The organism is Aidingimonas halophila (genome assembly GCF_900106955.1).
GTDB classification, from domain to species: Bacteria; Pseudomonadota; Gammaproteobacteria; order Pseudomonadales; family Halomonadaceae; genus Aidingimonas; species Aidingimonas halophila.
Genome location: NZ_FNNI01000009.1, coordinates 44,168 through 58,746, shown reverse-complemented (window position 1 = coordinate 58,746; position 14,579 = coordinate 44,168). Strand labels below are relative to the sequence as shown.

The 14,579-nt window shown below is 57.0% G+C and carries 13 protein-coding genes; 7 read left to right on the top strand and 6 right to left on the bottom strand.

Translation table 11 applies throughout. The features are described 5' to 3' along the window. Positions 1–21: 21 nt before the first annotated feature. Positions 22–1,527, top strand: coding sequence for a tripartite tricarboxylate transporter permease (locus BLW01_RS16410; protein WP_092571685.1), 1,506 nt, complete (start codon positions 22–24; stop codon positions 1,525–1,527). Positions 1,528–1,616: 89 nt separating this feature from the next. On the opposite strand, the gene BLW01_RS16405 is transcribed toward BLW01_RS16410, so the two are convergent. The 5 genes from BLW01_RS16405 to BLW01_RS16385 form a co-directional block, all read right to left on the bottom strand. Next, the gene (locus BLW01_RS16405; protein WP_092571683.1) at positions 1,617–2,477 is read right to left on the bottom strand and encodes a glycine betaine ABC transporter substrate-binding protein; all 861 of its coding nucleotides are present in this window, start codon (positions 2,475–2,477) and stop codon (positions 1,617–1,619) included. Positions 2,478–2,550: 73 nt separating this feature from the next. After that, complete coding sequence (locus BLW01_RS16400) at positions 2,551–3,819, bottom strand: M24 family metallopeptidase (RefSeq protein ID WP_092571681.1); 1,269 nt, start codon at positions 3,817–3,819, stop codon at positions 2,551–2,553. Positions 3,820–3,860: 41 nt separating this feature from the next. After that, complete coding sequence (locus BLW01_RS16395) at positions 3,861–4,763, bottom strand: HalD/BesD family halogenase (protein ID WP_092571679.1); 903 nt, start codon at positions 4,761–4,763, stop codon at positions 3,861–3,863. Positions 4,764–4,877: 114 nt separating this feature from the next. Continuing rightward, positions 4,878–5,750: a LysR family transcriptional regulator gene (locus BLW01_RS16390; protein ID WP_092571677.1), complete on the bottom strand. Its 873-nt coding sequence runs from the start codon at positions 5,748–5,750 to the stop codon at positions 4,878–4,880. Between the two features lie 147 nt (positions 5,751–5,897). Beyond that, the gene (locus BLW01_RS16385; protein WP_175529880.1) at positions 5,898–6,785 is read right to left on the bottom strand and encodes a MurR/RpiR family transcriptional regulator; all 888 of its coding nucleotides are present in this window, start codon (positions 6,783–6,785) and stop codon (positions 5,898–5,900) included. A 119-nt stretch (positions 6,786–6,904) separates the two neighbouring features. Between BLW01_RS16385 and BLW01_RS16380 the strand changes: the two genes are divergently transcribed. The 6 genes from BLW01_RS16380 (at position 6,905) to BLW01_RS16355 (ending at position 13,396) form a co-directional block, all read left to right on the top strand. Beyond that, positions 6,905–8,125 (top strand): diaminopropionate ammonia-lyase, encoded by a 1,221-nt coding sequence (locus BLW01_RS16380; protein ID WP_092571673.1) that lies wholly within the window; start codon positions 6,905–6,907, stop codon positions 8,123–8,125. After that, positions 8,118–9,347: a Zn-dependent hydrolase gene (locus BLW01_RS16375; RefSeq protein ID WP_092571671.1), complete on the top strand. Its 1,230-nt coding sequence runs from the start codon at positions 8,118–8,120 to the stop codon at positions 9,345–9,347. Before BLW01_RS16380 ends, BLW01_RS16375 begins: the two co-directional genes overlap by 8 nt. A 20-nt stretch (positions 9,348–9,367) precedes the next feature. Further along, the gene (locus tag BLW01_RS16370) at positions 9,368–10,294 is read left to right on the top strand and encodes an N-carbamoyl-D-amino-acid hydrolase (RefSeq protein WP_092571669.1); all 927 of its coding nucleotides are present in this window, start codon (positions 9,368–9,370) and stop codon (positions 10,292–10,294) included. 213 nt (positions 10,295–10,507) lie between these two features. Beyond that, the gene (locus BLW01_RS16365; RefSeq protein ID WP_092571791.1) at positions 10,508–11,020 is read left to right on the top strand and encodes a TRAP transporter small permease; all 513 of its coding nucleotides are present in this window, start codon (positions 10,508–10,510) and stop codon (positions 11,018–11,020) included. A 17-nt stretch (positions 11,021–11,037) separates the two neighbouring features. Further along, a complete protein-coding gene (locus BLW01_RS16360) occupies positions 11,038–12,324 on the top strand; it encodes a TRAP transporter large permease (RefSeq protein WP_092571667.1) in 1,287 nt (428 codons plus the stop codon). A gap of 31 nt (positions 12,325–12,355) precedes the next feature. Next, on the top strand, positions 12,356–13,396 hold the full coding sequence (locus BLW01_RS16355; RefSeq protein ID WP_092571666.1) for a TRAP transporter substrate-binding protein: 1,041 nt from the start codon (positions 12,356–12,358) through the stop codon (positions 13,394–13,396). A 64-nt stretch (positions 13,397–13,460) separates the two neighbouring features. Here the strand turns inward: BLW01_RS16355 and BLW01_RS16350 are convergent, their stop codons facing one another. After that, a complete protein-coding gene (locus BLW01_RS16350) occupies positions 13,461–14,507 on the bottom strand; it encodes a LacI family DNA-binding transcriptional regulator (RefSeq protein WP_092571664.1) in 1,047 nt (348 codons plus the stop codon). Positions 14,508–14,579: the final 72 nt, after the last annotated feature.

Here is a 14,579-nt window from a genome sequence, read left to right as displayed (position 1 = left end):
GCATCACAGGAGAACCAACGCATGCTAGACGCCCTTCTCTCCGGTGCGAGCCAACTTTTCACCCTGGGCACCATTCTCACCATGCTCGTTGGTGTGGTGGCCGGTGTCATCGCTGCCGCCATTCCCGGCTTCACGATCACCATGGCGATCGTGCTGACACTCCCATTGACCTTTGCCATGCCACCGCTGCAAGGGGTTGCCACCATGCTGGCAGTCTACGTCGGCGGGTATACCGGCGGCATGATCAGTGCAGCCTTGCTCGGCATCCCCGGGACGCCGTCAGCCGTCGCCACCACCTTCGACGCTTACCCGATGGCACGCAATGGACAACCGGGGCGTGCCCTGGCCATCGGCATCTGGGCGTCGTTTTTTGGTGCCCTGATCAGCACGGTCGTTCTCATCATCGCAGCCCCACCGCTGGCTCTGATTGCCGTCAAGCTCGGCGCCTGGGAGTACTTCTCGCTGATCATCTTCGCCATGACCGTCGTCGCCAGCCTGGTAGGAAAATCCATGCTCAAGGGATTGATGACGGGATGCCTCGGCCTGTTGATCGCCACGGTCGGCACCGATCCCATGATGGGGGAACCCCGGTTCAGCTTTGACCTGCAACTGCTCGCCAACGGTTTCCCCTTCCTGGTCGTGTTGATTGGCGTCTTCGCGGTCAGCCAGTTGTTGCAGGAAGTCGAGGATGCCGACCAGATCAAACAGGGCAAGCAATTGATTTCGGCCAACGTCAATTTCCGGCCAATGGATGCCATGCGCGAGACGATCGCCCGGCCGCTCAATCTGATTCGCTCATCCCTGGTGGGCGTATTCATCGGTGCCGTACCCGGCGCCGGCGGCAGCATCGCCAACCTGCTGGCCTACGACCAGGCAAAGCGTGCTTCAAAAAACCCGGACAGTTTCGGTACCGGCACACCGGAAGGCGTCGTCGCTTCCGAGTCAGGCAATTCCGCCACCTCGGGCGGTGGCCTGATTCCGATGATCGCCCTCGGGATCCCCGGCAGTGCGGTCGATGCGGTCTTGATGGCATCACTGATGGTTCACGGCGTGGGTGTCGGTCCACGTCTGATACTCGACCACGGCGACATCGTCTATGGCATGTTCATGGCCATGATGCTGGCCGCCGGAATGGTACTGGTCGTCTGCCTGTTCAGTATGCGCTGGTTCCTCAGAGTGACCGAAGTGCCGCGCTCCATCATTGTGCCCGTCGTATTGGTCTGCTGTGTCATCGGCGCGTTTGCGCTCAACAACCGCGCCACCGATATCTACCTGCTGCTTTGCGTCGGCATCGTCGGTTACCTGCTCAGCAAACTCGACTACCCACTGGCACCGCTTGTGCTCGGTGTCATTCTGGGACCGATCGCCGAAACCAATCTACGGCGGGCGCTGATGAGCAACGAAGACTGGACCCTGTTCTTCACTCGACCGATCTCGTTGGCATTGCTGATACTCGCACTCATCTCCATCATTCTGGCGCTACGTTACCGATTCAAGGCAAACAAACGGAAACTCTCGCAGACGTAGCCAATGAACAGCCGGCGATACTGACCATCAAGGCCTTCCCATGACAGGACATGGGAAGGCCTTTTTACAGCGAGGATCACGCTACTAAATCACTCGTTATCGTTTCCAGCGGCTAACCACTCATCGACGAGATCGCGATTCTCTTCTATCCATATTGCCGCACCCTCAGCCGGCTCCCCGTCTTCCTCGATGGTGAGCATCAAGTCAGCCAGTTGCTCATGAGTCATGTACCACTCATTCATCATGGCCGCGACATCGGGATGACGATCGGCGAAGCCTTTGTGCGACATCCACATGATGTCGTCGCCACCGCCGTAGGATTTCTTGGGATCTTCCAACGCCTTGAGATCGTATGCTGCGTAGGCCCAATGAGGTTGCCAAAGCGTTACGGCAATCGGTTGCTCCTTCCGATAGGCATCGTCCAGAGCCCCGAGCATCGCTGGACCTGAGCTATTCAGTTGCCGAAACGGAAGGTCGTAACGCTCGATGGCATCTTCCGTTTCACCGGAAATGGCCGAGCCTGACTCGATGCCGACAATCGTCGGTTCGCCCTGATGTTCAAAGCGATCGGCGTGTTCTTTGAGATCGCTGATGGAGTCGATCTCGGTCATATAGGCGGGAACGACCAACTCATCCTGAGCTCCATCATACCAAGCATCGTGAACATCGATCTGATCCTGGTACGGTTCGATATACTGGGCATCACCATGCGGTAACCAGACTTCCAGGGACATGTCGATCGAATCCTGAGCCAGCCCGCTGAAAATGACACTCTTGCCGGTCGAGCGCAATTCGACATCATAGCCTTGCTCGACAAGCAGCTGCTGCCACATGTTCGAAACCGCGATATTCTCGGCCCAATTGTTGGTACCGATCGTCAACTCATCGGCTTGCGCCACCACTGCATAGCCACAACATCCCATCAATACGGCCGTACGAAGCAATTTCATTATCTTCCCTCTCGTCGGGTTCACATTCTTCATTTATCAGTCGTTATGTTCATCAACCATCTTTTGGCATGATTCAGTCATCAAGCAGGTCGTCGGCATATCCATAGGTAGACAACCGTTCGATACCCTGTTCGGTAATCAGCACCTGCTCCTCCAGCTTGACCCCTTGCACGCCATCGCGATGGCCGATATAGGCTTCGACACAAAGCGTCATGCCAGGCTCGATGACGCCGTCGTAACCGACATCATCCCAATCGCCATCATGAGCAATTAATGGCCATTCCCCCGACATGCCACAGCCGTGGACGATATCGAGATAGCGGTTTTCAAGGTATCCATCGGGGATTGGCCAGGCGCGTTGTGAATACTCCCGGAAAGTCATCCCGGGAGACAGCAAGGCGATGTTCGTTTCCAGTTGATCCGCAGCCATCCGGTAAAGCGCTTTCTGATCATGAGTTGGTTCTCCCGCGCCCGGGACATGAAACGTCCGCGAAAAATCCGTGTAATAGCCGAAACACCCCACGATGTCCGTATCAAAGGCAACCAGCTCACCAGGCGCGATCACCTTGTCGGAGCATTCTTGAAACCATGGATTCGTTCGATCACCGGAAGACAGTAATCGTGTTTCGGCATATTCTCCCCCGGTGGCCAGCACATGTTGATTGAAGATCGACCATAACTCGTTTTCCGTCATTCCAGGGCGCAACGCACTTTCCATGCGTTCCATCGCCGCTTCGGTAAGAATGACCGAGCGATAGATCAGTGCCAGTTCATCCAGGCTCTTGATGGATTTCGCACCTTCGGTAGCGACGGTGCCATCCACCAATGTGAAGCCGGCATCTGCCAACCCCTGGATAACTCCTGTCGGCGCCGACTCGATCCCGATACAACGGCCATTCGTCGAAGAACGGGCGAACAGTCCCTCAATGTCCTTGACGAAAGCGGAGGTATGCTGAGCACACTTTGGCCCACTGTATTGCGGCATGACAGCACGAGCGGGATAGACTTCATCGAGCACGATGGAGCCCCGCGTCAAGTGAAGACACGCACTGAACTCGTACAGTACGACAGGCCCCTCTGCCGCCACATAAAGGTAACGAGCCGGGTTGCGACGCGAGTAAACCTCCATGTTGCGCACGCCACACGCATAGCGAATGTTGACTGGATCAAACAGAATCACGGCGTCCATGCCGTGATATTTCATCTGTGCACGTAATCGCGCAAGGCAATACCGCTGAACTCGCTCCAGCAGTGCAGTATTGATCTCTGTTTCGCGAAACCTCGCACCACTGTATTGGGTATCATTCGAGCAGCTATCGGGGAGAGAAACTATCCCGCTCATATGCGATTCATTTCCTTGATTTTATGTAGATAACGCAACATTCATCCCATTAAATTATCTTGACGACGCTGATTTTCGGCATCGATGTGTTGTTGAGTCACACGTCCATATATTTTTCGAGTATGCTCCAGACTTCCCATCATGTCGGGCGTTTTCGAATAGCCGAGTAATGTACACAGACGCTGACCTTTTGCCGACGCCACTCGGTGCATGGAGTACCGGCCCTTGAAAAGCTGCAGGTCTCCAGTATTCAGAGTCAGGGACTCAACGCGGTCATGATTGCCTTGCAGCACCTCACGCACGGCATCGAAATTTTCATTGCCTGGCTCACGAATATTCGGACAATACTGGAACTCTCCTCCCTCTTGCGGTCGGCGAGTCATCAGACTGACGATGAACTCATTGGTATCGAAATGCCAGGGAAGTTCGGTGTCATCAGGCATGACGTTGATTACCAAGCCAGCGATCGGGTCCGAGAATTCATATATGACCGGTTCTTCCAAGCAGTCGGCAATGAACCGCATGAAATAAGGGTTCTGATATAAACGTTTGATAATGGCATCATCGGGAATCAGGTCTCTGGCAACGAAACCATTGGTATAATGCTGAAAAAAGCGTATCGGATGATCTTCCGGTAATGAAGGATCATCCTTTGTCACATAAGGGTTGACGTTGTTATCTGAATAGAATGCTTCCGGCGCCAGCTCTTCGCTTTCTTCTCTCAATAAATCGATGACGTCGGATTTGATGAAATTGGAAAGCAGTGCACAACCATCCCCACGAAGCTGATTTCTTACACGCTCCACCGTCTCCCAATAAACATGACTTTCCTGCTCTCCACTAGGACGCTTATCTACAGGGTAGTCGGATAAATTGACGAAACGTCGCAGGGTGTCAATATCACGATCTTGCTTAGCCGTTTCCGTTGCAGCATTGGTTCCCATATAACTTCCTCCTAACAACTCGTTGGATGCGACATATGCTAGGGGGACCTGCGAACGAGTACTAATTAGAATCTCAAGGGACCTGCAACGAGATTTTTATAGGTGAGCAGTACTCTAATAGAGAGCGCGCAACGTAGAAGCCAGCGGGGTGGCCACTTCAGCTACGTGAGGCTCATCGGCATAAGCCAGATACCATGGAATCGGGGCAATGTCGGCCGCCAAGGGACGTATAGCGACCTTGCCCGCCCGATGGGCGTCCTGTGCAGCCCATTGCGACAGTATGCTCACACCTTTACCTGCCGCCACCAATTCCAGAATCAAGGACACGGACTCGATCTGAATCATATGCGAGGGATAGATGCCGGCCGGCTGAAAAAAATGCTCGAACTCATGTCCCGCTTCCGGCGACGTGCTATATGTAAAATGCCGACCTTCATCGAACACTTGCGGAGGAATGACAGAGGCATTGGCATAAGCATGTGAAGGCGGTAACACTGCGACAAGCGGCGCCTCGAAGACAGATTCATAGGTGAGTCCACGCTGAGAAGGCACATCGATCATGAGAATGATGTCAACGCGACGAGACAACAACGCTGCCGTCATCTCACGCATTGGCAACCGGACGAGATCAACATCGCGATCATGCTGGTCATACAAGGACGGAATGATATGAGCAAACGTATCATAAGGGCCGATTCCCATGCGCAGAGCCGGCTCCACGCGCCGCGCCAATTGCCATGCTTCATGCTCGGCAGTTTGCAATTGAGGCAATACCTCACGCGCCGTCGCCAGTAGCCGTTTGCCAGGGGAAGTCAGTACCAGGCGACGCCCTTCCCGGATGAACAGCGATACGCCTAATCGGCGCTCCATTTCACGCACTCGATGCGTAGCCGCCGGTTGGGTCAATCCGATCGCCGCCGCAGCATCCTGCAGTGTGCCATGCGTCGCTATGGCATCGATGAGTACGTAATACTTGATATCCAGCATGGAAATTCCCTGTTTCTGGCAACGGGCCAAACGACTATGTTACCGCCGCCTCTGTGCCTGAAACAAAACTCCCCTCCTCGTCCGATGGAGAAGACGAGTATGCAAGTCGGGTCATGCTGGCACTCAAGGCATGCTGGCCAGCCGCTGCTACGACTCTTTCAGCCACGCAAAGGCGTCGAGTTCCTCCAGTTCATCGTGCAGGCTCTCGATTCGTCGCAGGCGACTATACGGATCGCTGAGACTGCGTTCGAACAGGGTCACACAAAGTAGATTCAGTACACTCATGGCCGCCGAGTAACTATCCAGCAGCGATGACGAGCGGACATGGCAGTCGAGTGTCCAGGTAGCCAAATCCGTTGACTGGGTGGCGGAAGGATCCGTCACCAGCAGGATTTGCGCCCCACTGTCTCTGGCAATCTCCATGAGACGTGGAATGGCGGCGACCCGGCGACGCATGCCGATCACGACAAGCAGATCCGGCTCCGCCATATCGACCAGATCTTCCCCGAGAGTTTGCCCCGCTTGAGGCAGCAGACTCACATCCGGCCGCATCAGCAATAACTGCCGCTGCAGATAGAGCGCCAGCATCCGGCTATTGCGAAAGCCCACGATCTGAACCCGGCGCGCCTTCGCCAAGGCATCGGCCACATCCCGGAGCACGTCCGGCCGAATCGCTTCCAACGTACGGGTAAGATTCAGCGTTTCCTGTTGCAGGTGATCGGACAGGAACCGGCTGGGCATGGTGCGGTCATCGCCGTGACTGGACGACAGGTACACCGGTGACCCCCACCGCTTGGCCTCCCGGACCTGTCGACGGGCTTCATTGAAATCCTTGTACCCCAACCGCTGGAAAAAGCGCGATGCCGCAGCCTTGGAGGTACCGGCCGTCTCGGCCAGCTCCCCGGCACTGTAGTTGGCGATATCCCCGGGGAAATTGAGCAGCAAATCGCCCAGACGTTTCTCGGCCGGAGGCAAGGTTTCGTAATGCGCCTGAATGCGCGCTTCTAACGTGGTGGGTTCTTTCATGGTGTCCATGCTAGCCATCCTGGCATAGGCTGGGAAGCATTGAAAATATATTTTCACTAACTTGACACAATAAAAATATTGATCCAGCTTAAAAGACATCACCTTTGACTGTTTTCCTCGGGAACCTCATGAGCCAACTCATTCACGACGACACCATCGAACATCACGCCAATGCACGCGTCTGTCGCGACACCGCTTTTGCGAAGCGTCTCCGGGCGGTACTGACCCAACAAGACATGCAGATGGCACGCGATGAAATCCGCACCTGGCCGGGATATCACGTGACACCGTTGGTCGAGCTGTCCGGTATCGCAAAGCGCGCGAACATCGCCGACATCCATTACAAAGATGAAGACAAACGCTTCGACCTACATAGCTTCAAGGCATTGGGGGGTGCCTATGCCGTACTTCGGTTGTTGAAACGCCAGCTACCCTCGGCGACGACCGAGGAACTGCTGGCCGGCACCCATCGCGACGCCGCCGCTCACGTCACGGTCTGCTGCGCCACCGATGGCAATCATGGCCGCTCGGTCGCCTGGGGAGCTCATCTGTTCGGCGTAGGCTGCGTCATCTACCTCCATCACACCGTGTCCCATGCCCGGGAATCGGCAATACGCCGATTCGGGGCGGAAGTCCGCCGCGTACAGGGCAACTATGACGACGCCATCCGTCAGGCCGCCAAAGATGCCGACACCCACGGCTGGTTCGTGGTCTCGGACACCTCCTATCCCGGTTACATGTCGATCCCGCGTGATGTCATGCAGGGCTACACGGTAATGATCGATGAGGCCGTTCAGCAATTGCCACAGGTCCCGACACACTGCTTCATCCAGGGAGGCGTTGGTGGGCTGGCGGCAGCAACCGTCGCCCAACTCTGGGAAGCCTACGGAGATCGCTGTCCACGCATCATCGTGGTCGAACCGGATCGGGCCGCCTGCCTGATTGCCAGTGCCCGAGAAGGACGACCCACGCCGGTGCATGGCGATCTCGACACCTTGATGGCCGGTCTGGCCTGCGGTGAAACCTCGCTACTGGCCTGGGAAATCCTGGATCAAGGTGTCGATGACTATCTCACCATCACCGACAACGCGGCCGTCGAAGCCATGCGACTCCTGGCGGAAGGTATCGATGGCGATCCCCCGCTCGTTGCCGGTGAAAGTGCCGTCGCCGGACTGGCCGGTCTACTGATCGCCAGACAGGACGATGCCTTGAGCGCCCGCCTGGGTCTGGATATCGACAGCCGGGTGCTGTTGATCGGCAGCGAAGGAGCCACCGACCAAGCCCTCTACGAACAACTGATCGGGCGCGCCGTCGAGGATATTGACACAGGAGCCACCCAGCATGCATGACACACTACGTATCAATGGCGACCGCCTCCGACATCGTCTGTCGGAGCTCGGAAAAATCGGTGCGCTCCCCGGTGGTGGTGTCTGTCGTCTGGCACTGACCGACGAAGATCGCCAGGGACGCGACACCGTCATGGGCTGGATGCGTGAACTGGGCCTGGAAGTCACGGTAGACGCCATGGGCAACGTCTTCGGCCTGCGCCGGGGAACCGAAGACGGCCCACCGGTCATGACCGGCTCGCATATCGACACCGTCCGAACCGGTGGCCTCTACGACGGTAGCCTGGGCGTGCTGGGCGGACTCGAAGCGATCGAAACGCTCAATGATGCCGGCATCACCACACGCCGGCCGTTATGCGTCGCCTTTTTCAATAATGAAGAAGGCGCCCGCTTCGCCCCGGACATGATGGGCAGTCTCGTCTACGTCGGCGGTATGTCGCTCGAAGAGGCCATGGCCACCGAAGGCATCGACGGCAAGACGGTCGGAGAATGCATGCAGGCGATCGGCGCTCAGGGCGATGCGCCTGTGGGCCATCCCGACGTGCATGCCTTCATCGAGATTCATGTCGAACAAGGGCCCGTCCTGGAAGAGTCCGGCATTACCATCGGTGCCGTCGAAAAGGTTCAAGGCATTTCCTGGACCGAGTTCACGCTGACCGGTACGTCCAACCATGCCGGCACGACACCGATGCGCCTGCGCCATGATGCCGGTTATGTCGCCATGGCAACGGCCGGTTTCGTGCGCGATCTCGCTACACGTCTAGGGGGCGACCAGGTCGGCACCGTGGGCGCATTAGAGATCGGTCCCAATCTGGTCAACGTGGTTCCCGATCAGGCGCGCTTTACCGTCGACCTGCGCAACACCGACAACGACCGTCTACAACAGGCTGAATGGCAACTTCACGAATTCATCACCCAACTTGCCGAGCGCGAAGGAGTTACCGTGGAACGACGCCAACTGGCGCGCTTCGACCCGGTACCTTTCGATCCAGAGATGGTCGACCGGGTCGAAAAAGCTGCACGCGACCATGGTCTCAGCGTCATGCGCATGCCCAGCGGCGCCGGTCACGATGCCCAGATGCTCGCCAGAGTCTGCCCGACCAGCATGATATTCGTGCCCAGTGTCGACGGCATCAGCCATAACATCGATGAATACACGGCTCCCGAAGACCTGGAGGCAGGGGCAAACGTGCTGCTTCAGGTGCTGCTCGACCTGGCCGCCTGAATCCCCACAAGGAACACCAAATGACCCGCAGATTGACGATAGCCGCCGCCCAACTCGGTCCCATTGCCCGCGACGAATCGCGTCGCGATGTCGTGGCCCGCATGGAAGCCATGATGCGCCAAGCCCATGCCCGGGGCGCCCAGCTGGTCGTGTTTCCCGAACTGGCGCTGACCACTTTCTTCCCACGCTGGTTTTTCGAGGATCAGGCCGATATCGATGCCTTCTTCGAACGCGACATGCCTGGGCCCGAGACACAACCCCTGTTCGATACGGCTCGCGAACTCGGTATCGGTTTCTATCTCGGCTACGCCGAACTGACGACCCAGAACGGCCACACTAGACGCTTCAATACCGCCATCCTGGTCGGTGACGACGGCCGGATCATCGGCAAGTACCGCAAGATCCACTTGCCGGGACACGATGAGCACGAACCCTGGCGTCCGTTCCAACACCTCGAGAAACGCTATTTTGAAATCGGCGACCTGGGGTTCGGCACCTGGAACGCCTTCGACAGCACGTTGGGAATGGCGTTATGCAACGACCGTCGCTGGCCGGAAACTTACCGCATGTTGGCCCTGCAGGGCGCTGAAATCATGATGCTGGGTTACAACACTCCCATTCACTATCCACCGATCCCCGCCCACGATCACTTGCAGGGGTTTCATAATCATATCTGCATGCAGGCCGGCGCCTATCAGAACGGCATGTGGGTCGTCAGTGTCGCCAAGGCCGGCGTCGAGGAAGGCTGCCGGCTGCTCGGTCAAAGCAGCATCATCGCGCCGACCGGCGAAATCGTTGCCATGACCACGACCCAGCAGGACGAACTGCTCATCCATGATTGCGACCTCGACCAGACACGGGAAATACGTGAACACATCTTCAATTTTGCACTGCACCGACAGCCGCAGGAATACGGGCTGATTACCGCGTCGGCCCTACATGGATGATGCGAAACCCACTTCCCTATATTAGGGCATGCTGATCATGAACATTGCCCGAAATAGTGCAGCAACGAATGTAAGGAGATATTTGTATACAAAATAACTTGTTGTCTTAAAAGATAATAACGATGTCAGGCAAGATAATTGCCCACGCCAGGAACGGTATCACTGATACGACATAAAATGCCCAACGATAACTCGACACAAAGGCCCATGTTCATGAACCGTATCCACCAACATATTCAACGCATCAGCGGGGTTCTCGATCGCTGGGTCGAACGCGTCTGCGTCGTGCTGATGGGAATACTCGTCCTGACGGTATGGATCGGGATCCTGTCTCGCTACGTCCTGCCATGGAACCTGACATTCACCGAGGAACTGGCGAGATACCTGATGATCTGGACGGCCCTGCTGGCTGTCTCCATCGGAATATGTCGGCGCCAGCACGTTGGCATGCTGGTGATTTTCGAACGCCTACCCCGCTTGGTATCGAAGGCCTTGGCACTGATCTTCGATGTAATCGCCTTCACGTTCTTCTCCTTCCTGTTCTATTACGGCATCGGTCACGTCTCCGAGGGATTGTCCCAGGTCACCATGATCTATGGCATGCCCAAAGGGTATCCCTACCTGATCATTCCCCTGGCCTCAGCTCTGGCCTGTATCCAATTGCTACTGGCGATGCTACGCGATCTGCTGGCCGAACGGCCGACAACCGCTATCGAACACACCTGAGTCGAGAGGATAATCCCATGGTCCTGGTCGCCGTCACATTTTTCGTACTGCTGCTGCTTGGCATGCCGGTGGGTCTGGTACTGGGCGTTGCCGGGTTGACCGGGCTGATCGACATGGGAGGGGAGCAATTCCTCACCATGGCCCCCGGCCGGTTCTTCTCCGGACTCAACCTGTTCGCGTTTCTCGCCATGCCGTTCTTCATCCTGGCCGGGGAGATCATGAATCGTTCCGGCATGACATTGAGCCTGGTCAATTTCGCCCAGGCGCTCGTCGGCTGGCTACGCGGGGGCATGGCTCACTCCAATATGCTGGCCTCGGTACTGTTTGCCGGTTTGACCGGCTCCGCGACTGCCGACGCCGCCGCTTTCGGCAATACCTTCGTGCCCGCCATGAAGAAAGCCGGGTACCGAGGTGACTACGCCTGCGCCGTTACCGCGGCGGGCTCCATCATCGGCCCGATCATTCCGCCGTCGACCCTGGCGATTATCTATGGCTCACTGATGGGGGTATCGATCGCCGGCCTGTTCGCCGCCGGCATCATTCCCGGCCTGTTGCTCTGTCTGGTCTGCATGTGCCTGATTGCCGCCACCGCCCGCCGGTTGAAACTCCCGAAGGACGACAGCCGACCCAATCTGGCACACATCCTCAAGGAGTTCCGCGGCAGCCTGCTCGCCCTGATACTTCCCGTATTCATTCTCGGCTCGATCCTGCTCGGTTTCACTACCCCCACCGAAGCAGCGGCACTGGCCGTGTTTTATGCGCTTTTCGTCGGTGGAGTCATCTACCGCAACATTTCCTGGAAAGATCTCTACGAGATGCTGGCCAGAACAGTGCTGATCTGCGGCATCATCTTCCTGATCATCGCTTCCGCCTCCATTCTCGGCTGGTGGATGACATTCAATCAGATACCGCAATTGATCGCCGACGGCTTCCTTTCCATTTCGGAAACGCCCGCCATCGTACTCGGCATGATCATCGCGCTATTGCTGTTCATCGGCCTATTCATGGATATCAATGCCGCATTGATCATTCTGGCCCCGGTACTCACGCCGCTGACAATATCGATCGGCATGGATCCGGTCCACGCCGGCATGATCATCATACTGGCGCTGACCATTTCACTGATGACGCCCCCGGTCGGTGCCTGTCTTTTCGTACTGGCCTCCGTCACCGGCGAACGTATTGAATCCATCACCAGATATCTGTGGCCATTCATTCTCGTTGAACTGGGAGTGCTGTTTCTCACCGCTTACTGGGAACCCGTCTCCCTCTTCATACCCCGCCTGTTCGGACTCGCAGGTTAGTCCGACAGTCAACCCCAGCAAGGAGTCATCCATGCGACACTTCAATCCAAAAACAATGACGTCCATCGCTCTGTCCTTCGGTCTCGCTGCCAGTTTCCCGGTGGCCGCCGAAACGACGATGCGGATTGCCCACCTCAACCCACCCGAGCCGACGGAAAGCCACTCCGGCGCCATGACCGCCGTCTTCAAACAACTCGTCGAAACGGCCAGTAGTGGTGAAATCCAGGTAGAAATCTACCCCTCCGGTCAATTGGGAGAAGACTCCGACGCGATCAACCAGGTGCGCCAGGGGGTCGTCGAGTCGTCCATCTCCTCTGCCGGGGGTATCGCGGAACATTATCCGCCTATCGGCGTTTTCGACATGCCGTTCGCCTTCCCGAACATCGGCATCGCTACCGAGGTCATCTCTCTGGACAGTGAGTTCGGTCAAACGCTCGCCGATGACATCCATGCAGAAACCGGTCTCAAGGTGATGGGTCTGCTGGATAGTGGCGGTTTCTTCCAGTTCACCAACTCACAGCGCCCTCTCACCTCACCGGAAGACATGGAGGGACTGCAGATTCGCACCATGACACTGCCGACCCATGAAGCCATGATCAATGCACTGGGTGCCGAGGCGACCCCGCTCGCCTGGTCGGAAGTCTATACCGCGCTCGAAACCGGCGTCGCCGATGGACAGATGAACCCCATTCAGCAGACCGCCTTCGCCAATTTCGACGAAGTGCAGGATTATCTGACCATCAGCAACCACGTCATCACGCCATATGTCTGGGTCGTCAATGAAGACTTCTACAATGGCTTGTCCGATGAACACCAGGAAATTGTCGACTGGGCCTCGGATATTGCCGTGGACGCCGGACGTTCGATGTCACGCATCATAGAAGCGTCGGATGAAGGGCTGCCTCAGTTGGCCGAGAACATGGAAGTGAACACCCTCAGCGACGAGGCGCGTCAAGCGTTCCAGGATGCCGCTCAACCGGCAGTGCGAGAGGTCATCGAAGATCGCTACGGTGAGAAAGGCACTGAGTTGCTGAACGCCATGATGGAAGCCATCGAGGAAGCCAACGAGTAACGTTACGTCCTTTACAGCAATAACGTTCAAGAAGGGGCTACGGCCCCTTCTGACATGCAGGCACTCACGTGCTCTCGCGCACCGCCAGTCGATAGCCGAGATCGACACGCTGCGCATGCCGCTCGCGCCCTGCCAGACGGTCGAGCAACATTTCCGCCGCCCGAACGCCCATCTCGAAACGCGGCAAGACCACCGTCGTCAGCCGTGGGGTCAGATGTTCGGCCAGAGACAAGCCCAGGTAACCGCCAATGGCGACCTCATCGGGCACCCGAATGCCCTGACGATTGGCCTCCATGATCGCTCCGGCCGCCAGATTGTCGTTGGCAAAATGAATGGCATCGATATCCGGTTGCGCTTCCAGTGCCTCGAGAAATACGCGACGCCCCGCCTCGTACGATGCCGGCTCATCATTCTGAAACAGCAGCGACCCATCCAGCCCGGCGCGCTCCAGTACCTCTCGGTGCGCGTGATAACGGTAACGGGCACGATAGTCACGATCCATGCCGGTTCCCAGGAAAGCGATTCGTCGATAGCCCCGCTCAACCAGATGACTCGCCATGCAAGCCCCTGCCTCACTGGTCTCGACGCCGACGTTCATATCGATGTAGGAGGTCCCGAGTTCCATGAGTTCGACCACCGGCCGCCCCCAGGCTCGCAACCGATCAATGGTCGTATCACGATGGTGCAGACCGGTCATGATCACTCCCGACGGAGAGTAGCCCAGCACGGAATCGACCAGCGCCGCTTCACGATTGAGATCGTAATCCGTCGACCCCAGTAGCACCTGATAGCCGGCATTCTCCAGCGTCTGCTGGATCCCGTGAATCACCTCGATGAACGTCAGTATCGACAGCGATGGCACCACGACCGGAATGACCCTGGTGCCGGCCGAAGCCAAGCCACCGGCGATAAGGTTGGGAACATAGCCCAATGTCTTGACCGCCTGATCGACTCGATCGCGTAGCTTGGTGGATACCTTTTCGGGCGTATTCAAGGCACGGGACACCGTGATCGGTGCCACACCGGCATGTCTTGCCACATCTTCCAATGTTACCCGATGCTCTCCCTGATGGCGCCGACGCTCCCTGTTGGCCAACTTCTCGCTCGGCATGTTTTGCCTCTTTCCTCATGTGCGTTTGGTTGTAGTGTAAACCAGAACAATATTTTTGGTAGCGCTACCAAA